Source organism: Pseudarthrobacter sp. SL88, assembly GCF_026672455.1.
Taxonomy (GTDB): domain Bacteria; phylum Actinomycetota; class Actinomycetes; order Actinomycetales; family Micrococcaceae; genus Arthrobacter.
Map to the genome: position 1 here is coordinate 2,736,346 of NZ_JAPPRD010000001.1, position 19,172 is coordinate 2,755,517.

Sequence of the window (19,172 nt, forward strand, 5' to 3'; positions counted from 1 at the left end):
TCAGCCCTTGACGTACGGTATGCCGCTGGCCGCCGGCCCCCGGGACCTGCCCACCAGGCCGGCAACGGCCAGGACAGTCACCAGGTACGGAAGCATGGCCATGAACTGGCTGGGAACCGGGGTGCCAATGATGGTGACGATGCTCTGCAGGTTGTCGGCGAAGCCGAACAGCAGGGCTGCGAAGAACGCTCCGATGGGGTTCCACCTGCCGAAGATGAGTGCAGCCAGGGCGATGAACCCGCGGCCGCCGGAGATCTCCTTGGTGAAGCTGTCGATGGCCACCAGGGTGAAGAACGATCCTCCGATTCCGGCTACGGCACCGCCCAGCGTGACGTTCCAGAACCGGGTGGCGTTGACGTTGATGCCCAGGGTGTCGGCGGCCTGGGGATGCTCGCCCACTGCGCGGACCCGCAGCCCCCAGCGCGTCTTGAACAGGCCCACCCAGACCACCAGGACGGCCACGTACATCAGGTACCCCACCAGCGACTGGCGGAACAGGATGGGTCCGATGATGGGAACCTCGGACAGGATGGGGATCTCGATGATGTCCAGCCCCGGCGGCGAGTTGAACCGGGCTTTGTCCTCCTGCATCACGGTGCTGAAGAGGAAGCCGGTGACGCCGGAGACGAGGACGTTCAGGACCACGCCGACGATGATCTGGTTGACCAGGTACTTGATGCTGAACAGGGCCAGCACCATGGACACCACGGCGCCGGCAACAGCCGCGGCTGCCAGGCCGATGAAGGGGTTCTGCGTCATGGTGGCAACGATGGCGGCGGTGAAGGCGCCACCGAGCAACTGGCCTTCGATGGCGATGTTGACCACGCCTACGCGTTCGCAAAGGACGCCGGAGAGCGAACCGAACACCAGCGGGACGGCCAGGGTGACCGAGCCGGCGATCAGGCCTGCCAGCGAGATGCTGGGGGTGCGGGCGCCGCCCACCACCCAGATCAGGAACGCGGCCACGAACAGGACGATGAAGGTGACGGTGAGCCAGCCGGGGGCGGGGCGTCCCTTGGTCTTGAGGTAGACGGCGTAGGCGGCGAGGGCCAGGAGCAGCACCGACAGCACGATGCCGCCGCCGAAGGCGTTGACCTCCAGGGCGGGCAACTGGAAGAAGTCGCTTCCGGTGGAGATGCCGAAGCTGGCCGTCTTGTTGGGGCCGAGGAGTCCAAAGAACACGAGGGCGATCAGCCCGAAGGCGGCCAGCAGGACGGGGGTCTTCCAGCTCACAGGCTTGGCTGAGGTGGCTGCCGCTCCGCTGTCCGCCGCGGCGTTGTCCGGCTGCGGGTTGCCCGGCCGGGATGAAACTGTTGTGCTCATGCTGCACCTCCGGTAGTGGCTGCCTTCGTGGACTTCGCGGCGCGGGCGGGCTTCTTCCGCCGCGGGTTGAGCCCGAAGACGGCGCGCACCAGCGGCGGCGCAGCGATGAAGAGGACGATGAGCGACTGGACAACCAGGACGATGTCGATGGGCGTGCCGGTCTGGATCTGCATCTGGACGGCTCCGGCGCGGAAGGCGCCGAACAGCAGCCCGGCTGCGAAGGTGCCCCACGGCGTCGAGCGTCCCAGGAGGGCGACGGTGATGGCATCGAAGCCGTAGGTGGCTGCCACGCCGTCCGTGAGGACTTTTTCGGTGCCGGCCACCTGGGCCACGCCGGACATGCCGGCCAGCCCGCCGGCGATGGCCATCACCAGGATGGTGGAGCGGGACACGTTGATGCCGGCCGTCTGGGCAGCCTTGGGGTTGGCACCCACGGCGCGGAACTCGAAGCCGACCGTGGACCGGTTCAGGAGCCACCAGACCAGGACGGTGGCACCGATGGCGAGGACGAAGCCAAGGTGGAGCCGGTACTGGCTGCCGAAAATCTGCGGGTACACGGCGGACGGATCGAGGATGGGTGAGATGGGGTTCGACTCCCCCGGCCGCTGGAAGGCCGGAGTGTTCAGCAGGTACCGCAGGAAGTAGAGGGCGATGTAGTTGAACATAATTGTGAGGATGACCTCATGGGCGCCCGTGCGGGCCTTCAGCACGCCGACGAGGCCGCCCCAGAGCGCGCCGCCGACGATGCCCGCCACCAGGACCAGCAGCAGGTGCAGGCCCAGCGGGAGGTGCAGTGCGAAGCCAACCCAGGCTGCAAGGATGCCGGCCACAATGATTTGGCCCTGGGCGCCGATGTTGAAGAGCCCTGCCCGGAAGGCAAGCGCCACTCCCAGGCCGGCGGTGATCAGCGGCGTGGCGATGGTGAGGGTCTCCATGAACGGAGCGAACTGGGCCGCCACACTGTTGCCGCGGGGGTTGAACACGGCCCCTTGGAACAGGGCGATATAGGAGCGGGTGGCGGCGTTCCAGACGGCGGTCAGGAAGTCGGCGGGGCGGGCGAAGAAGTAGCCGGCTGTGGAGGCCACCCGCGTGTCGGTGCTGGCAATGAGCAGGCCGCCGATGACGAGGGCCAGGAACACCGCCAGGACCGACACCATGCCGCTGCCGGTGAAGATCTTGCGGAGCAGCGTGTCAGGGCCGCCGGGCAGCTGCCCGCTTTGGGCGCTGGCAGGGACGGCCGAGGGCCCCATGGCGCCGCCGGCTGTGTCCACGGAGACGACGGCGGCGGTTTCCTCGGCGGCAAGGCTGGCCTGGTGCGGTTTGGCAGGCTGGGTGTCACCCTGCCCTTCGCCGGCAGTTCGTTTGGGGGGATGCTGCTCAGACATGGTCGCCTCCCTCGGCGTCGGAGGTGGGGGCCGGACGGCTGGCGGCCGGCTGGGGTTGGGCCTGTTCATCCGGGTGGATTCCGGCCATCATCAGGCCAAGGACGTCGCGGCCGGTGCCGGCGGGAACGATGCCCACCAGCTTGCCCTTGTACAGCACGGCGATGCGGTCAGCGAGTTCCATGACCTCATCGAGTTCAGTACTGATGATCATCACCGGGGTGCCCTGGTCGCGTTCGGCGACGATGCGCCGGTGCAGGAATTCGATGGAGCCGACGTCCACGCCGCGGGTGGGCTGGGAAGCGATGAACAGGCGCAGCGGGCGGGAAAGCTCCCGGGCCATCACCACCTTTTGCTGGTTGCCGCCGGACAGTGTCCCGGCGGCCGCGGCTGCGGAGGGCGTGCGGACATCGAATTCATCGATGCGGGCTTTGGCGTTTTCGAGGATCCTGGCCGGGCTCATGCTGATGCCCTTGGCGTAGGGAGGTTTGTCGTAAAGGTCCAGGACCAGGTTTTCGGCGACGGAGAAGGTTCCCACCAGGCCGTCCACCTTGCGGTCTTCGGGGACGAATCCGACGCCGGCCTTCAGGACGTCCTTGACCGACCGGCCCAGAAGTTCCTTGCCGTCGAGGGTGACGGAGCCGGACACCCGGTCCTGGAGTCCCAGGATGGCTTCGGTGAGTTCGGTCTGGCCGTTGCCCTGGACGCCGGCGACGGCCAGGATTTCACCCCGGGCGATGTCGAAGCTGAGTCCGTCCACCACGTGCTGGCCGTTGTGGGCGATAACTGTCAGGTCCCGGACCTCGAAGGTCTTCTCCTGCGGCTTGGCGGGGGCCTTTTCGAGGGTGAGGCTGACGGCGCGGCCTACCATCATCGAGGCCAGGTCCGTGGTGGAAGCCGTTGGCTCCGCGGAGCCGACGACTTTGCCGCGCCGGATCACGGTAATGGTGTCCGAGACTTCCTTGACCTCACGCAATTTGTGGGAAATGAAGACGATGGAGGTGCCGCCGGCCTTGAGCTGCCGCATGATGTCCAGGAGTTCGTCGGTTTCCTGGGGGGTGAGGACGGCGGTGGGTTCGTCAAGGATGAGGACCTTGGCATTGCGGACCAGGGCCTTAATGATCTCCACCCGCTGCTGGACGCCGACGGGGAGGTCTTCCACCAGGGCATCTGGATCGACGTCGAAGCCGTACTGGTCCGAGATTTCCCGGATCCGGCGCCTGGTTTCGTCCAGGTTGAGGAAGCCCGCCGCTTTGGTGGGTTCGGCACCCAGGGCGACGTTTTCGGCGACGGTGAATACCGGGACAAGCATGAAGTGCTGGTGCACCATGCCGATGCCGGCCGCCATGGCGTCACCTGGCCCGCGGAAGGAGACGGGTTTGCCGTCGATGAGGATTTCGCCGTCGGACGGCTCGTACAGCCCGTAGAGCACGTTCATCAGGGTGGATTTACCGGCCCCGTTTTCGCCCAGCAGGCAGTGGATCTGGCCGGACTCAACCACCACGTCGATGTGGTCGTTGGCGAGCAGGGTCCCAAAGCGTTTGGTGATGCCTCTGAGTTCAAGTTTCAAAACTCTGACCAATCTCGAAGCGTCCGGTGATCGACCGGACGGGATATGTGGCTGCAGCTCCAGCCTAGTGGGTGCAGCCGTCGGAGAGCCGGGCGGTGGCCCGAAAAAGGGATGCCAGCAAAAAGCGCCACTGCCGGCCAGTCAGGGACGGGCCGGCAGTGGCGCAATGTGCGGGATCAGGCCTTGGGGCTCGCGGCGGATTCGACCTTCAGTTTGCCGTCCACGATGTCCTTCTTGATCTGGTCCAGTTCAGACTTCAGGTCCGCGGGAACCTGGGAATCGAAGTCGTGGAACGGTGCCAGCTGCACGCCGTCGTTGGCGAGGGTGCCAACGTAGGGGGTGTTGCTGAACTTGCCGTCCTTGTCTTCCTTCACCACGGTTTCCACGGCCTCGCCCATCTGCTTCATGACCGAGGAGAGCATGATCTCCTTGTAGTCCGGGGCAGTGAGGAAGCCGTCGGAGTCAACCCAGATCAGCTTGACGTCCTTGCCGGCATTCTTGGCTTCCTGCAGGGCAGCGCCTGCACCCTTGCCCACGGGCCCGGCCACCGGCATGACGATGTCGGCGCCCTGGTCCAGGAAGTTCCGGGTGAGCTGCTTTCCGACGTCCTGCTTTTCGAAGTCGCCGGTGAAACTGCCGTCCTGGGCGTCCTTGTTCCAGCCAAGGAGCTTGACGTCCTTGCCCTTCTTTTCGTTGTAGTACTTCACGCCGTCCGCGTAGCCGTCCATGAAGATGGTGACGGTGGGGATCTTGATGCCGCCGAAGGTGGCCACGGTCCCCGTCTTGGTGGTGCCCGCGGCGAGGTATCCGGCCATGAACGCCGCCTGCGCGGTGTCGTAGATGATCGGCTTGACGTTGCTGATGGGCGTCTCGTAGCCGAAGTCGATGATGGCGAAGTGGCTGTCCGGGTTGGCCGCGGCCTGCGCCTTGGTGGCATCGCCGAGCAGGAAGCCGACGGTCACGGTGAGGTCGCAGCCGGCGGTCACCATGGCACGGAGGTTGGGTTCGAAGTCGTTGTTGGTCTTGGATTCGACCTGGTTCACCTTGATGCCCAGGTCCTTCTCCGCCTTCTTCAGGCCCTCGTAGGAGGACTGGTTAAAGGACTGGTCATCGAACCCGCCGGAGTCGGAGACGATGCAGCCGGTGTAGTCACTGGCACCGGCGGACGAGGTGCTTCCCGGTTCCGGGGCCGCGCCGCAGGCTGTCAAAAGAAGGGCCGAGGCGCTGACGGTAGCCAGGCCGGCAATTGAACCGCGCTTCAGGCGTGCACGCAGTGATGTCATCAAGATTCCTCCAGGATGCGAGAGTGGCGCTACGGCACGAATTCAATGAGTGTCCGTTTCTGCACTGAAATTCTGTTGTCACTGATGCCCGCAGCATGCGCCGGAGCGCACTGATGCCATCACTTTAGTGGCCTGCGCCACGTGCCCCTAGCACGCTGGCACCAGTTCCCGGAGATTGTTTACAAGTTGTTACCAAGCAGTAGGGGTGCCGCGGATCCGCGGCACCCCTACTGCTGGGTGAGGTTGGGGCTTCGGCCCTACAGGCGGACCAGCATCTTGCCCGTGTTGGCTCCATCCAGGAGGTCCATGAAGGCCTGCGGTGCGTTTTCCAGCCCGTCCACCACTGTCTCGTCGTAGCGGACTGTCCCATCAGAGAGCCAGCCGGCCATCTTCTCGGCGAACTCTGCAGAGTGCTGCCGCTGGCCGCCCACCAGGAAACCACGGAGGGTGAGCTGCTTGCCGATGGCCTGCATGAGGTTGTGCGGCGCGGGGGTGGGCTCGGTGGAGTTGTACTGCGCGATGGCTCCGCACATGGCCACCCGGCCGCCGACGTTCAGGACCGACAAGGCTGCTTCGAGGTGCTCGCCGCCCACGTTGTCGAAGTAGACGTCGATGCCCTGGGCTCCGGCGGCCTTTTCGAGCTGCTCGCGCACGGGGCCGTCGTGGTAGTCAAAGGCGGCATCGAAACCGAGTTCGAGGAGCCTGGCCACCTTGGCGGGTGAGCCTGCGGAGCCGATGACGCGGGAGGCGCCCATGGCCTTGGCAATCTGGCCCACCAGCGAACCGACGGCGCCGGCGGCGCCGGAAACGAAGACGGCGTCCCCTTCCTTGAATTCGGCCACTTTGAGGAGGCCTGCGTAAGCGGTAAGGCCGGTCATGCCCAACGCGCCCAGGAACGCCGATGCGGGCGCCAGGTCGGTCCGGGCCGGGGAGGCCGTGCTGCCTTCCACTACGGCGTATTCGCGCCAGCCGAGGGAATGCACCACGACGTCGCCTTCCTTGTGGGCGCCGGAACGGGACGCGATGACCTCACCCACGGCGCCGCCGTCGAGCGCTTTGTCCAGCGCGAAGGGCGCCGAGTAGGACTTGACGTCGTTCATGCGTCCGCGCATGTAGGGATCCACGGAGATGAACAGGTTCCGGACCAGGATCTGGCCGTCGGCCAGCTCCTGAAGCGGCGATTCGGCCAGCCGGAAGTTCTCCGGGACGGGCCGGCCCACGGGGCGGGACGCGAGCTGGATTTCACGGGTTGCTGCGGGAACGGTGGTGGTGCTCATGCTGCGTACTCCAAAACTTTGAGTTCGACGGTGATGTTGCCGCGGGTGGCGTTCGAGTAAGGGCAGACCTGGTGGGCCTTGGCCACCAGGGCCTCGGCCGTTGCGAGGTCGAGCGCGGGAAGGGCGATTTCCAGTTCGGCGGCCAGGCCGAATCCTGCCCCATCGTCCAGCTGGCCCAGGTGGACCTTCGCGGCGACGGCGGAGTCGGTCAGGTCGGCGCGCTCCTTGCGGCCCACCAGGCGGAGCGCCGAATGGAAGCATGCGGCGTAGCCCGCAGCGAAAAGCTGCTCAGGGTTGGTGCCCTGGCCGCTTCCGCCGAGTTCCACCGGGCTGGCGAGGCCCACTTCGAGCTTGCCGTCATTGGACCGGGCGCTGCCGTCCCGGCCCTCGCCGGAGGCAAGTGCTTCTGCTGTGTAAAGGGTCTTCACGTGGATGACCGCCCTTTCATGGTTGGTGTCTGGGTAAATTTTTGAGGCTCGCGGGAGCGTTGTGACGGGGGCGCTTCAGACCGCGCCGTGGAGGGCGGCGGTGAGTTTAGCGAGGGTTCCGCGTAACTGCTCAAGCTCTCCGGCCGTGAGTCCGGCGGCGTCGGCCAGGCGCTGGGGAATGGCTCCGGCCTTGCTGCTCAGGTCCTTCCCGGCGGGCGTCAGATGGACGGCCACGCGGCGCTCGTCATCTCCGGAGCGGCGCCGTTCCACCAGGCCCAGGGCTTCGAGCCGCTTCAGCAGCGGGGACAGCGTCCCCGAGTCGAGGCCGAGCTCGTGGCCGAGGTCCTTGACCCCGCGCGGCTCGTTTTCCCACAGAACCAGCATGACTAGGTATTGGGGGTAGGTCAGCCCCAGTTCCTCCAGCACGGGCCGGTACACGGCCGTGGCGGCACGGGATGCCGAATAGAGGGCGAAACACACTTGCCGGTCAAGGCGGGGAGCATCAGTCACAAACACAACGTTAGTCCACAATTCAATTGTGCACAACTTACATGCGCTTGCAGCTCCCCCGGTCCGCTCAAAAAGGCGCGACACCGGCACACTTTGTAAGTGCCGGTGTCGCCTTCTCGTGTGTGTGCAGGCCGAACGGTGCGGCCGGGGCTTCCCCTGCCGCTCAGCCGGGAACGGAGCCTACAGGTCGCGGATGGTGCGCAGGGCCGCACCCGTCAGCACCTGGATCCCGAGACCCAGCGCCCGTTCGTCCAGGATGTAGTCCCCTCGGTGCAGGTCGTATTCCTCGCCGCCCGGCGTCTTGGTTCCCAGGCGCATCATGGCGCCGGGAAGTTCGGCCAGGAACCAGGCGAAGTCTTCGCCGCCCATGGACTGCGGGGTGAGCACCACGGCGCTCTCGCCGATTTCAGCGCGGGCGGACGCTTCGATGAGGGCGGTCTCATGCTCGGAGTTCACCACCGGCGGCACTCCCCTGGTGTGTTCAAGCCGGACGTCCACACCGTACGGCGCCGCCACCTGGTGGACCACCTCATCGAGCAGTTCACCGGCGGCGTGCCAGGCTTCACGGTCCAGGCAGCGCATGGTGCCGGCCATGTAGCCCACCCCGGGGATGGCGTTGGGTGCGGAGCCGGCGGAAATCTGGCCCCAGACCACGGAGACGCCACTGCGGACATCAACCCGGCGGGACAGCACGGCGGGCACATTCACGGCGATCTGGGCCAGGGCAAAGACGAGGTCTTCGGTGAGGTGCGGCCGGGAGGTGTGGCCGCCGCGGCCGGACAGTTCGATCCGGATGGTGTCCGAAGCCGACGTGATGGCCCCGATGCGGGTTCCGATCTTGCCCACTTCGATCCGGGGGTCGCAGTGCAGGGCCAGGATCCGGGGAACACCGTCCAGCACGCCCTGCTCGATGCACGCGTGGGCACCGCCGGGCATCGTTTCCTCGGCCGGCTGGAAGATGATGCGGATGCTGCCGCCCAGGGGCGCTTCCTGGTGCATGCGGTGCAGGACCAGGGCGATCCCCAGCATGGTGGTGGTGTGGACGTCGTGGCCGCAGGCGTGCGTGACACCGTGGTTCCTCGACGCGAACGGCAGGCCGGTTTCTTCGATGATCGGCAAGGCGTCGATGTCCCCGCGGAGGGCCGTGGCGATGGGGCCCTCACCAACGTCCACGGTGAGCCCCGTGCCCTCCAGGCGGCGCGGCGCCAGGCCTGCAGCCTCCAGCCGCTCGGCCAGTTTGTCAGTGGTGCGGTACTCCTTGAACGAAAGCTCCGGATGCGCGTGCAGGTCCCGGCGGAATTCGATCAGTTCCGGCAGGAGCGGCTCCAGCCACGGAGCCACCAAAGCGGTGGGTTCGGCTTCAGTAGTGTAATTGCGCACTGCTTCACTCTAGCGATCGTGGCCGCAATAGCGTCCATCACGGTCGCCGCGTTACATCCCGGGCACGGCTGGTGCCCGGGATGGGGACGGCGGCGTCCTAGAGGACGTCGGTGTCGCCGCTGGCCTTGAGGGCGTCGACGGCGGCCTTGACCCGCTGGGAGTTGGCCATGGTGGTGACCAGGAGGGCATCGGGCGTATCCACGATCACCACGTCTTCAATGCCGATCAGGGCAATGACGCGCTTGGTGTCGGTGACCACCACGCCGCTGGAGTTCTCCGTGAAGACGCGGGCGCCCTCACCCAGCACCGTCACGTCATCCACTTCCTTGGCGGAGTTAAGCCGGCCCACGGAGGCAAAGTCTCCGACGTCGTCCCACCGGAAGGTCCCGGGCACGACGGCGACGTCCCCGGCTTCAGCGGCGGGTTCAGCCACGGCATAGTCGATGGCGATCTTCGGCAGCGTGGGCCATACCCGCGCCGTGACCTCATCGCGCTCCGGGGTATCCCAGGCGCGGGCGATCTCCTGCAGCCCCTGGAACAGTTCGGGCTGGTTGGCTTCCAGGTGCTTGAGCAGCAGAGCGACGGGAGCCACGAACATGCCGGCATTCCAGACATAGTTGCCGCTGTCGACGTACTGCTGGGCCACCGTTTCGTCCGGTTTTTCCACGAACTCCACCACGTCCTGGGCGCTGGGCGCTCCTTCAACATGGAGCACCTGGCCCGAACGGATGTAACCGAAGCCTGTGGACGGGTGCGTGGGCTTGATGCCGATGGTGACGATTTTCCCGGCAGCTGCGGTGTAGATGGCCTCGCGGACCGCTTCCTGGAAGAGCTGGTCCGGGCTGATCACCTGGTCCGCCGCGAAGGATCCCATGATGGTGTCGGGATCGCGTTCGTGCAGGATGGCGGCGGCGAGTCCGATCGCGGCACCGGAGTCCTTGGGCTCTGATTCAAGCACCAGGTCGGCGTCCTGGATCTCGGGAAGCTGCCTGCACACGGCATCGCGGTGTGCCTTTCCGGTGACCACCAGCATCCGGTCCCCCGCGAGCGGGTGGAGCCGGTCATAGGTGGCGCGCAGCAAGGTGCTGCCCGAACCGGTGAGGTCGTGAAGGAACTTGGGAGCTGCGGCTCGTGACAGGGGCCAGAGGCGGGTCCCCACTCCGCCGGCCGGAATCACCGCGTAAAAGCGGTCCAAAGGTGATACCGGGCTTGTCACTTTGTCTGTACTCATCAAGGCCTACTTTAGCCGAACGGGCGCGGTTGCCCGCGTAGACGGACCTGCGCCGGGGGGCCTGCCCGGAAGCAGGAGAGCCGCTTTCCGAGCAAGGCTTTGTGGCGTTTGTCTCAAAAATTCAGGAAAACCGCGCCACTGCTGGGCAGCAAGATGCTCCTAAATTGAATAAGCTGTGAGCGAAGCCTAGATTTAGGCCTGAGCTACGAGTGCTCTCGCAGCAGGCGTTCCCCCCGCGTGGATCTCATGCCAGCGCCGCTGTGTTGCAGGGAGGTTTATCAGTGCCGACAAAACCAGCTGGCACCTTGTACCGCGGCCGTGAAGGCATGTGGTCTTGGGTAGGACACCGGATTACCGGTGTAGTGATCTTTTTCTTCTTGTTGGTCCACGTCCTGGACACAAGCCTGGTGCGTGTGTCCCCGGAGGCGTACACCGCCGTCATCGGCGCCTACAAGAATCCGCTGATGGCACTGGGTGAGACGGGCCTTGTCGCTGCGATCGTGTTCCACGCCTTCAACGGCCTGCGCATCATCGCAGTGGACTTCTGGAAGAAGGGCGCCAAGTACCAGCGCCAGATGCTTTGGGTAGTCCTGGGCCTCTGGGTTGTCACCATGGTCGCCTTCTCCATCCGCCACCTGTCCCTCGCCCTCGGAGGTCACTAAGCCATGACTGCAACCATCGAGAGCCCCCGCAGCGGGCGGATCGCACCCCAGTACCGCCGCAACGGCGGAAGCCGGGGCAACTTCGAGATGATCGCCTGGCTGTTCATGCGCCTCTCCGGCGTGGTGCTGGTGGTCCTTATCTTCGGGCACCTGTTCGTCAACCTCCTGGTGGGCGAGGGCATCCACGCCATCGACTTCGGCTTCGTGGCCGGCAAGTGGGCAGATCCGTTCTGGCAGTTCTGGGACCTGGCCATGCTGTGGCTGGCCATGCTGCACGGGACCAACGGCGTGCGAACCATCATCAACGACTACGCCGAGAAGGACTCAACCCGCCGCTGGCTGAAGACGGTCCTCTACTCGGCCACCGTCGTCATCATCGTCCTGGGCACCCTGGTGATCTTCACCTTCGATCCGTGCCCCGTGGTGGACGGCGTTCCGCTGCCTGGCGGTTTCTGCCCTGCCTAGCACCAGCATCATCCCGGGCCCGCGGGCATAAACCGCGGGCCCTGTTGTGCGGGGACAGCAGCACGCCCCCGTTTGTTTTATTGCGAATTTTGAGAGAAAGAGCGTCTGGTATGCAGGTCCATAAGTACGACGTCGTCATCGTCGGTGCCGGTGGCGCTGGCATGCGCGCCGCGATCGAATCCGGTCAGCGCGCGCGCACAGCAGTACTGACCAAGCTCTACCCCACCCGCTCGCACACAGGTGCGGCGCAGGGTGGCATGTGTGCAGCCCTTGCCAATGTCGAGGAAGACAACTGGGAGTGGCACACGTTCGACACCGTCAAGGGCGGTGACTACCTGGTGGACCAGGACGCCGCCGAGGTCATGGCCAAAGAAGCCATCGACGCCGTGCTCGACCTGGAAAAGATGGGCCTGCCGTTCAACCGCACGCCCGAAGGCAGGATCGACCAGCGCCGTTTCGGCGGCCACACCCGCGACCACGGCAAGGCACCCGTCCGCCGTGCGTGCTACGCAGCGGACCGTACCGGCCACATGATCCTGCAGACCCTGTACCAAAACTGCGTCAAGCACAACGTTGAGTTCTACAACGAGTACTACGTCCTGGATCTGCTGACTGTCGAAGAGGATGCGGTCCGCGAAGACGGCACCGCCTACAAGCAGAAGCGCGTTGCCGGTGTGGTTTCCTACGACCTCGCCACCGGCGAACTGCACGTATTCCAGGCCAAGTCCGTGGTGTTCGCTTCCGGCGGCGCCGGCAAGGTCTTCAAGACCACCTCCAACGCCCACACCCTGACCGGTGACGGCATGGGTATTGCGTTCCGCCGCGGCATCCCCCTGGAGGACATGGAGTTCTTCCAGTTCCACCCGACAGGCCTTGCGGGCCTGGGCATCCTCCTGTCCGAGGCCGCCCGCGGTGAGGGCGCCATCCTGCGCAACTCGGAGGGGGAACGCTTCATGGAGCGGTACGCCCCCACCATCAAGGATCTGGCACCCCGCGACATCGTGGCCCGTTCCATGGCCAACGAAGTCCGTGAAGGCCGCGGCTGCGGCCCGAACAAGGACTACGTCCTTCTGGACCTGACCCACCTGGAACCGGCGCACATCGACGCCAAGCTCCCGGACATTACCGAGTTCGCCCGCACCTACCTCGGCGTGGAACCCTACACCGAGCCGGTGCCGGTGTTCCCCACCGCGCACTACGCCATGGGCGGCATCCCCACGAACATCGAAACCGAAGTCCTCCAGGACAACGACACCGTGATCCCGGGCCTGTACGCCGCCGGTGAGGTGGCCTGTGTGTCCGTCCACGGCTCCAACCGCCTCGGCACCAACTCCCTGCTGGACATCAACGTGTTCGGCAAGCGTGCCGGCGTCGCCGCTGCGGAATACGCCAAGACTGCCCAGTTCGTGGAGCTGCCGGAGAACCCGCTGGACTACACCACGGACCTGCTGGACATCGCCCGCAACGGCACCGGCGACGAGAAGGTGGCGCAGATCCGAAAGGAGCTGCAGGACACCATGGACGCCAACATGCAGGTGTTCCGCACCGCGGACACCCTGAACCAGGTCCTGCGCGACATCGCCTCCTTCGAGGAGCGCTACAAGCACATCAACGTGCAGGACAAGGGCAAGCGCTTCAACCTTGACCTCCTCGAAGCCGTGGAACTGGGCTTCCTGCTGGAACTGGCCAAGGTCATGACTGTTGCTGCCCTGCACCGCGAGGAATCCCGCGGCGGACACTTCCGCGAGGACTTCCCGGACCGTGACGACGAGAAATTCATGAAGCACTCCATGGCGTACAAGGATGACCACGCGCCGGCTGACGGATCGGCGGAAGCAATCGCCGGGATCCGGCTGGCCACCAAGCCGGTCGTCTTTACCCGCTACGAGCCGATGGTGAGGAAGTACTAAGATGACCGCTGAAATCGCTGAGCCAGCCTCAAAGATTGAACTGCCTGCCGGCGTCGGCGGGGGCGGCGAAATCCCCACGTTCGATGTCCACATGCGGGTCCGCCGGTACAACCCGGAGGTCTCGGAAGAGGCCACCTGGGATGACTACCACCTCACCATGTACGGTACGGACCGCGTCCTGGACGCCCTGCACAAGGTCAAATGGGAGATGGACGGCAGCCTGTCGTTCCGCCGTTCCTGCGCCCACGGCGTGTGCGGCTCCGATGCCATGCGCATCAACGGCCGCAACCGCCTCGCCTGCAAGACCCTCCTGAAGGACCTGGACACGTCCAAGCCCATCACGGTGGAACCCATCAAGGGCCTGCCGGTGGAGAAGGACCTCATCGTGGACATGGAGCCGTTCTTCCAGTCCTACCGCGAGGTTATGCCGTTCCTGATCAACAAGGGCCACGAGCCCACCAAGGAACGCCTCCAGTCCGCTGAGGACCGTGAGCGCTTCGACGACACCACCAAGTGCATCCTTTGCGCTGCGTGCACGTCTTCCTGCCCGGTCTTCTGGACCGACGGCCAGTACTTCGGCCCGGCGGCCATCGTGAACGCACACCGCTTCATCTTCGATTCCCGTGATGACGCCGGCGACATGCGCCTTGAGATCCTCAACGACAAGGAAGGCGTGTGGCGCTGCCGCACCACCTTCAACTGCTCCGAGGCATGCCCCCGCGGCATCCAGGTGACGCAGGCGATCGCCGAGGTCAAGCAGGCGATCCTGTCCCGCAAGATCTAAGGATCACCAGCGGACGACGGCGTCACTCACCCCACGTGGTGAGTGGCGCCGTCGAACGTTAAACCCCACGCCGTTCGACAGGAAGGGGACACCGTGTCCCGCTCAGAAAAGGTCACATTCGCCGCTTCCACCGGGGAGATGCTGTCCGGGATCATCGATATTCCGGAAGTCCCCGTCAAGGGCTGGGGTGTGTTCTCGCACGGATTTACCCTGGGCAAGGACAGCCCGTCCGCGTCCCGGATGTGCAAGGCCCTTGCGGACAGCGGCGTGGGCATGCTGCGGTTCGACAACCTGGGCCTGGGCGGCTCGGCCGGCGAGTGGTCTGCCGGTTCCTTCAGCCACAAGGTTGCCGACACGGTCAAGGCCGCGGAGTTCATGCGCAGCGAGGGCAAGGAAATTTCGCTGCTGGTGGGCCACTCCTTCGGCGGCGCGGCAGTCCTGGCCGCGGCCCGTGAGATCCCGGAGCTCGACGCCGTCGCAACAGTCGGCGCCCCCTTCTCGCCCAAGCATGTGGCCCACGTCTTCGACGCCGCCCTGGACCGGATCCTGAACGAAGGCAGCGCGGAAGTGGACCTGGGCGGCAAGCGGGTGGAGATCCGCAGGCACTTCGTGGAGGACCTGGAAAACGCCGACCTCACGGACTGCATCCGGCAGCTGCACAAGCCGCTGATGGTGCTCCACTCCCCCACCGACAACACCGTAGGGATCGAGAACGCCAGCACGATCTTCCAGACCGCCCGGCACCCACGGAACTTTGTCTCCCTGGAAGGCAGCGACCACCTCCTGACCGGCAAGGGCCAGGCCGCCCGGGCTGCCAGGATCATCGCGGCCTGGGCCGACCAGTACCTCGACGCCGCGCACTGACCGGCTCGAGGCTGGCCTGGCCGGCCATCTGTGCGCTGCCTACTTGCCGATGGCGGCCTTGCTCTCGCTGATCCATTGCTCGGCCGCCTTCTCAGGCGTCAGGCGTTTGAACAGCACGTCGGTGTTGATCCGCGCCGTGATCTCGGAGACCGCAGTAGAACCCGTGGGTCCGATGTAGGTGGGCGCAAAGTCCATCTTGCCGATCTCGCCGATGTAGGCGGCCTCCACTTTCCCTTGCGGCGTCAGGAGGTCCTGGATGGCCGTGCGCATTTCGGGGTTGCTCGGGACACCGCGGTCGCTTTGGATGATTTTCGCGGCGGACTGGTTGTTCACCAGGAAGTTCACCAGTTTGGCCGCGGCTTCGGTGTGCTTGCTTCGGGCGGAAATGGTGTAGAACTGCGACGACTGGAGCCAGATGCCGGGTGTGGGCTTCTCGCCGGGGAGCTTGAGGAGTTTCAGTTCGGCGCCGGAGGCCTTGCTGAGCGCTGTCAGGGAGTTGCTCCAGGTGAGCATCATGCCGGCCTGGCCCATGCCCATGAGCGTCTGTTCGGTGCTGACGCTGAGCTTTTCCACTGTCTCGGAGGCGTTGGGTGCGGCGCCGGACTCACTGAGCTTGAGGGAGAAGTCGAAGTAGTCCTGGACTGTCTCCTTGGTGAGGCCAAGCTGGCCGTCCTGGGTATAGAGGGACTCCCCCCGCTGCCGGGCGAACGCGTCCAGGGAGTCGTGGGTGAGGACCGTTGCCGTCCCGTAGGTGCCCTTGGGGCTCTTAGCCGTCACGCTCGCCGCAGTTTCGGCGAAGTCCTCCCAGCTCCAGGTGGTGTCGTCCGGGAGGGGAATGCCGGCCGCCGCAAAAACAGCGGGGTTCACCACGATGGCGAGGGCGTTGGCACCGGTGGAGATGCCGTACTGCTTGCCCTGGACCTGGCCGTTGTCCAGCGCCCCCTGGTCCAGCTTGGCAAGGTCGAGCTGACCTGAGACTTTGGAGAGATCCAGCAGCGCTCCACGGTTGGCGTATTCCGCCGGGTAGGCGCCGCCCATGGTGATGACGTCCGGTGCATCGTTAGCGGCAACCTGAGTGGCGAGTTTGTCGAAATAGCCACCGATGTCGCCGAACTCGGGCTTCACCTTAATGTCCGGGTTGGCGGCTTCGAATTCTGCAATGGCTTTGTTGGTGAGCTCTGCACGTCCCGCATTTCCCCACCAGGCGAACCGGATCTCCACCGGGCCGTCGCCGGCTCCGCCCGACGGTGCGGAGCATGCCGCGGTCAGTCCTAGCAGGCATGCTGCACTAAGCATTGCGACGGATGTGCGGAGGCCGTGGGTACTGAGGCGCATCATCGGGTCAGCTTCTTCCCTCGTCAGAAAACGGTTTCGTGAAACGTATCACAACGCGGTTGGCCGCCAACAGGCCCTGCTGGTTTCCGGGGATGCCGGGCGCGGGTTACTCAGGTTTGGGGAATGGTGTGGCGGGCGCCGAGGATCGATTTGCGCGGCTTGTCCCCCGCTGCGAGATCGGCTTCGCGGACCGCCGACCAGCCTGCCGATACGAGGTACACCTGGCTGACGAAGTTGAACCAGATGAGCAGCCCAATGATGATGGCAAACGGCGCCAGGATGGGATTGCGGCCGGCACCGCCCAACAGTTCGGTGCTGAAGATCTGCAGCACCGTGGTGCCGATGGCTGCCAGGATGGTGCCTTCCAGAAGGGCGCGGCGGGAGAGCTTGAGCCCGCCTGCCAGCCGGAACATGATGAGGGCTGTCACCCAGCTCAGGACCAGCGGAACGGCGATTTTAATGAGTGTCGTCAGTGGGCCGGCCACAGCATCGTCCAGGTTCAGGAAATCAGATACCCAGCCTGCTGCCGTCCCGAAAATAAGCGACGCGCCGGCGCTGATGACGAGGGCTACCCCGAGGAGGAGCAGGGTGCCCGCGTCCCGCAGCTTGAGGACCACCGGGTTGACCACCAGGGGCGGCAGTTCCATGACGCCCCGAAGCCCGTCCCTGAGCCCGTTAATCCAGCCCAGGGAGGTGATGATGGTGACGATGGCGGCGATGATGGCAGTGAGTCCCAGGCCCTGCGGGTTCAGGAGGTCCTGGGGGTCCACCAGGCCCGTTCCGCCGTCCACCTTCAACAGGCCCGGGGCACTTGAGGCCACGCTACTGACTATGCTGTCCAGCAGTGCAGGCTGTCCGCGAAGGACCAGCCCCGCAACGGAGAACCCGGTGGCCAGCAGGCCGGTAATGGAGAAGAACATGTTGAAGCCGATGCCGGCGCTCATCAGCGGACCGTGCTGAAGGCTGTAATGCCGGAAGGCGCGCATGGGACGGAAGGCGTTCAGCCGGGCAAGCAGCCATTGGACCATGGCCAGGAGGGATTTGATGCCCCCGCCGCCGGACCGCCGCGCCTTGCTCCAGTCCATCCGCTTCTGGCTGACGGCCAGCTGCAACTTGGCGCGCTCAGTGGGAAGAGGCTGCCCCGCCGGTTCGGGATGCCGCTTCCGCAGCACCGTCCGCGAATCGGGTGCCGGCGTCGTTGTCAGTTTCGGTCCCAAAGTCCAGCTCTTCCCGTAGCTGCCAGATGCCGTCTGCATCATGCTCGTAGAGTCCCATGCTAACCACGGGGAAGGTGGCCTTGTAGCTTTTCAACACCGTTTCCGCCTCATCGAGGCTTTCGGGGCTAACATCGTGGGCAATAGTGACGTGCGGATGGAAAGCGAAGGGCAGGTCACGCTGCAACGGACCCTGCTGGAGCTTTTCGTGCAGCTCGACGCACTGGTCGAAACCGTCCTCGACCTTGATGAACACCACTGGTGATACGGGGCGGAAGGACCCGGTCCCGGAGATGGTGACCATGAAGGGGCTCTGCCGGCGGGCCACGTCCCGGACGTGGGCCAGGGTTGCCTCCCAATCATGGGTTGGCGTGGTGGTCACCAGCGTGATGTGCGCAGGCACCACACCGGCCAGCGGATCGCCGAAGGACGCACGCCATTGCTGGAGCTCTGCTGCGATGTCAGGCGGGAACCCGAGGATGACGCCGACGCTGGAAGACATGGTGCTAGCGGACTCCTGCGAGGCTGTGGGACGGCAGGAAGCCCATGCGCTCGTACACCTGGGCCATCGTCACAGAGGCAATCTCCCGCGCCCGCTCTGCGCCAAGGGCCAGCAGCCGGTCCAGCTCGGCAGGATCGGCCATCAGTTCATTGGTCCGGTTACGCAGCGGGGTGACGAAGTCCACCACCACTTCAGCGAGGTCCACCTTGAGGTGGCCGTACATCTTGCCCTCGTACTCGGACTCAAGATCAGCCACCGGCTTCCCCGTCAGGGATGAGTAGATGGTGAGCAGGTTGGAAACGCCGGGCTTCTCCTCGGGGTCGAACCTGATCTCCGTGCCGGCATCGGTCACGGCGGACTTGATGCGCTTGGCGGCAATCTTCGGGTCCTCCAGGAGCTGGATGGCTCCGTTGGGCGACTCGCCGGTTTTGGACATCTTGGCGCTGGGGTTCTGAAGATCGTAGATCTTCGCGCTTTCCTTGAGGATGGTGGCCTCAGGGACGGTGAAGGTGTCGCCGAACTTCGTGTTGAACCGCTGGGCGAGGTTGCGGGTGAGCTCGAGGTGCTGCCGCTGGTCCTCGCCTACGGGCACCAGGTCCGTCTGGTACAGCAGGATGTCCGCCGCCATCAGCGTGGGGTAGGCAAAAAGCCCGAGGGTAGCGGTGTCCGCGCCGGACTTCTGGGTCTTGTCCTTGAACTGTGTCATCCGGGAGGCCTCGCCGAAACCGGTGATGCAGTTCAGCGCCCAGGCCAGCTGAGCGTGCTCAGGCACGTGGGACTGGACGAAAAAGATGCTCTTGTCCGGGTCGATCCCGGCCGCGATGTACTGGGCAGCCACGATCCGCGTGCGCTTGGCAAGCTCCGAGGGGTCGAAGTCCACGGTGATGGCATGCAGGTCAGGGATGAAGAACACGGCGTCGTACTCGGCCTGCATGTCCACCCAGTTGCGGACGGCTCCGATGTAGTTGCCCAGGTGCAGGGAATCGGCGGTGGGCTTGGCACCTGAGAGGATGCGCTTCTTGGCGGCCGGGGTGGGCTGGAGTGTCATGCGT

The 19,172-nt window shown here is 65.2% G+C and carries 18 protein-coding genes; 5 read left to right on the forward strand and 13 right to left on the reverse strand.

What is annotated here, in order from left to right; translation table 11 throughout:
* The 9 genes from OVA06_RS12380 to OVA06_RS12420 form a co-directional block, all read right to left on the reverse strand.
* Window positions 1–1,323: an ABC transporter permease gene (locus OVA06_RS12380; protein WP_056082023.1), complete on the reverse strand. Its 1,323-nt coding sequence runs from the start codon at window positions 1,321–1,323 to the stop codon at window positions 1–3.
* The gene (locus OVA06_RS12385; protein ID WP_261620619.1) at window positions 1,320–2,708 is read right to left on the reverse strand and encodes an ABC transporter permease; all 1,389 of its coding nucleotides are present in this window, start codon (window positions 2,706–2,708) and stop codon (window positions 1,320–1,322) included. Before OVA06_RS12385 ends, OVA06_RS12380 begins: the two co-directional genes overlap by 4 nt.
* Window positions 2,701–4,275: an ABC transporter ATP-binding protein gene (locus tag OVA06_RS12390; protein ID WP_268158615.1), complete on the reverse strand. Its 1,575-nt coding sequence runs from the start codon at window positions 4,273–4,275 to the stop codon at window positions 2,701–2,703. The genes OVA06_RS12385 and OVA06_RS12390 overlap by 8 nt, the downstream gene beginning before the upstream one ends.
* A gap of 176 nt (window positions 4,276–4,451) precedes the next feature.
* Window positions 4,452–5,558: a BMP family lipoprotein gene (locus tag OVA06_RS12395; RefSeq protein WP_056082031.1), complete on the reverse strand. Its 1,107-nt coding sequence runs from the start codon at window positions 5,556–5,558 to the stop codon at window positions 4,452–4,454.
* Between the two features lie 257 nt (window positions 5,559–5,815).
* On the reverse strand, window positions 5,816–6,835 hold the full coding sequence (locus OVA06_RS12400; RefSeq protein WP_268158617.1) for an NADP-dependent oxidoreductase: 1,020 nt from the start codon (window positions 6,833–6,835) through the stop codon (window positions 5,816–5,818).
* Complete coding sequence (locus OVA06_RS12405) at window positions 6,832–7,263, reverse strand: organic hydroperoxide resistance protein (RefSeq protein WP_056082037.1); 432 nt, start codon at window positions 7,261–7,263, stop codon at window positions 6,832–6,834. The genes OVA06_RS12400 and OVA06_RS12405 overlap by 4 nt, the downstream gene beginning before the upstream one ends.
* Window positions 7,264–7,338: 75 nt before the next feature.
* Window positions 7,339–7,773, reverse strand: coding sequence for a MarR family winged helix-turn-helix transcriptional regulator (locus OVA06_RS12410; protein ID WP_056082373.1), 435 nt, complete (start codon window positions 7,771–7,773; stop codon window positions 7,339–7,341).
* 180 nt (window positions 7,774–7,953) lie between these two features.
* Window positions 7,954–9,153: an amidohydrolase gene (locus tag OVA06_RS12415; RefSeq protein ID WP_261620754.1), complete on the reverse strand. Its 1,200-nt coding sequence runs from the start codon at window positions 9,151–9,153 to the stop codon at window positions 7,954–7,956.
* A gap of 97 nt (window positions 9,154–9,250) precedes the next feature.
* On the reverse strand, window positions 9,251–10,384 hold the full coding sequence (locus OVA06_RS12420; protein WP_268158620.1) for a mannose-1-phosphate guanylyltransferase: 1,134 nt from the start codon (window positions 10,382–10,384) through the stop codon (window positions 9,251–9,253).
* Between the two features lie 281 nt (window positions 10,385–10,665).
* Here OVA06_RS12420 and sdhC point away from each other — a divergent pair, with 281 nt between their 5' ends.
* The 5 genes from sdhC to OVA06_RS12445 all read left to right on the forward strand — a co-directional run bounded on the left by sdhC (window position 10,666) and on the right by OVA06_RS12445 (window position 15,069).
* Window positions 10,666–11,046, forward strand: coding sequence for a succinate dehydrogenase, cytochrome b556 subunit (gene sdhC, locus OVA06_RS12425; RefSeq protein WP_082178227.1), 381 nt, complete (start codon window positions 10,666–10,668; stop codon window positions 11,044–11,046).
* Between the two features lie 3 nt (window positions 11,047–11,049).
* Window positions 11,050–11,511 (forward strand): succinate dehydrogenase hydrophobic membrane anchor subunit, encoded by a 462-nt coding sequence (locus OVA06_RS12430; RefSeq protein WP_056082046.1) that lies wholly within the window; start codon window positions 11,050–11,052, stop codon window positions 11,509–11,511.
* Window positions 11,512–11,621: 110 nt separating this feature from the next.
* Window positions 11,622–13,421 (forward strand): succinate dehydrogenase flavoprotein subunit, encoded by a 1,800-nt coding sequence (gene sdhA, locus OVA06_RS12435; RefSeq protein ID WP_056082049.1) that lies wholly within the window; start codon window positions 11,622–11,624, stop codon window positions 13,419–13,421.
* A 1-nt stretch (window position 13,422) separates the two neighbouring features.
* Window positions 13,423–14,205 (forward strand): succinate dehydrogenase iron-sulfur subunit, encoded by a 783-nt coding sequence (locus tag OVA06_RS12440; protein WP_015936415.1) that lies wholly within the window; start codon window positions 13,423–13,425, stop codon window positions 14,203–14,205.
* Between the two features lie 93 nt (window positions 14,206–14,298).
* Window positions 14,299–15,069 carry an alpha/beta hydrolase family protein gene (locus OVA06_RS12445; protein WP_261620755.1) on the forward strand — a complete coding sequence of 257 codons (771 nt, stop codon included), beginning with the start codon at window positions 14,299–14,301 and terminating at the stop codon, window positions 15,067–15,069.
* Window positions 15,070–15,108: 39 nt separating this feature from the next.
* Here OVA06_RS12445 and OVA06_RS12450 read toward each other — a convergent pair whose 3' ends face one another.
* From OVA06_RS12450 to trpS, 4 genes are all read right to left on the reverse strand, one after another.
* A complete protein-coding gene (locus OVA06_RS12450) occupies window positions 15,109–16,407 on the reverse strand; it encodes an ABC transporter substrate-binding protein (RefSeq protein ID WP_261620756.1) in 1,299 nt (432 codons plus the stop codon).
* Window positions 16,408–16,514: 107 nt separating this feature from the next.
* Window positions 16,515–17,489 (reverse strand): YihY/virulence factor BrkB family protein, encoded by a 975-nt coding sequence (locus OVA06_RS12455; RefSeq protein WP_200937849.1) that lies wholly within the window; start codon window positions 17,487–17,489, stop codon window positions 16,515–16,517.
* A 37-nt stretch (window positions 17,490–17,526) separates the two neighbouring features.
* Entirely contained in the window at window positions 17,527–18,120 is a 594-nt protein-coding gene (locus OVA06_RS12460) for a 2'-5' RNA ligase family protein (RefSeq protein WP_261620757.1), read from the reverse strand.
* A gap of 4 nt (window positions 18,121–18,124) precedes the next feature.
* Entirely contained in the window at window positions 18,125–19,168 is a 1,044-nt protein-coding gene (trpS, locus tag OVA06_RS12465) for a tryptophan--tRNA ligase (RefSeq protein ID WP_268158630.1), read from the reverse strand.
* Window positions 19,169–19,172 lie beyond the last annotated feature (4 nt).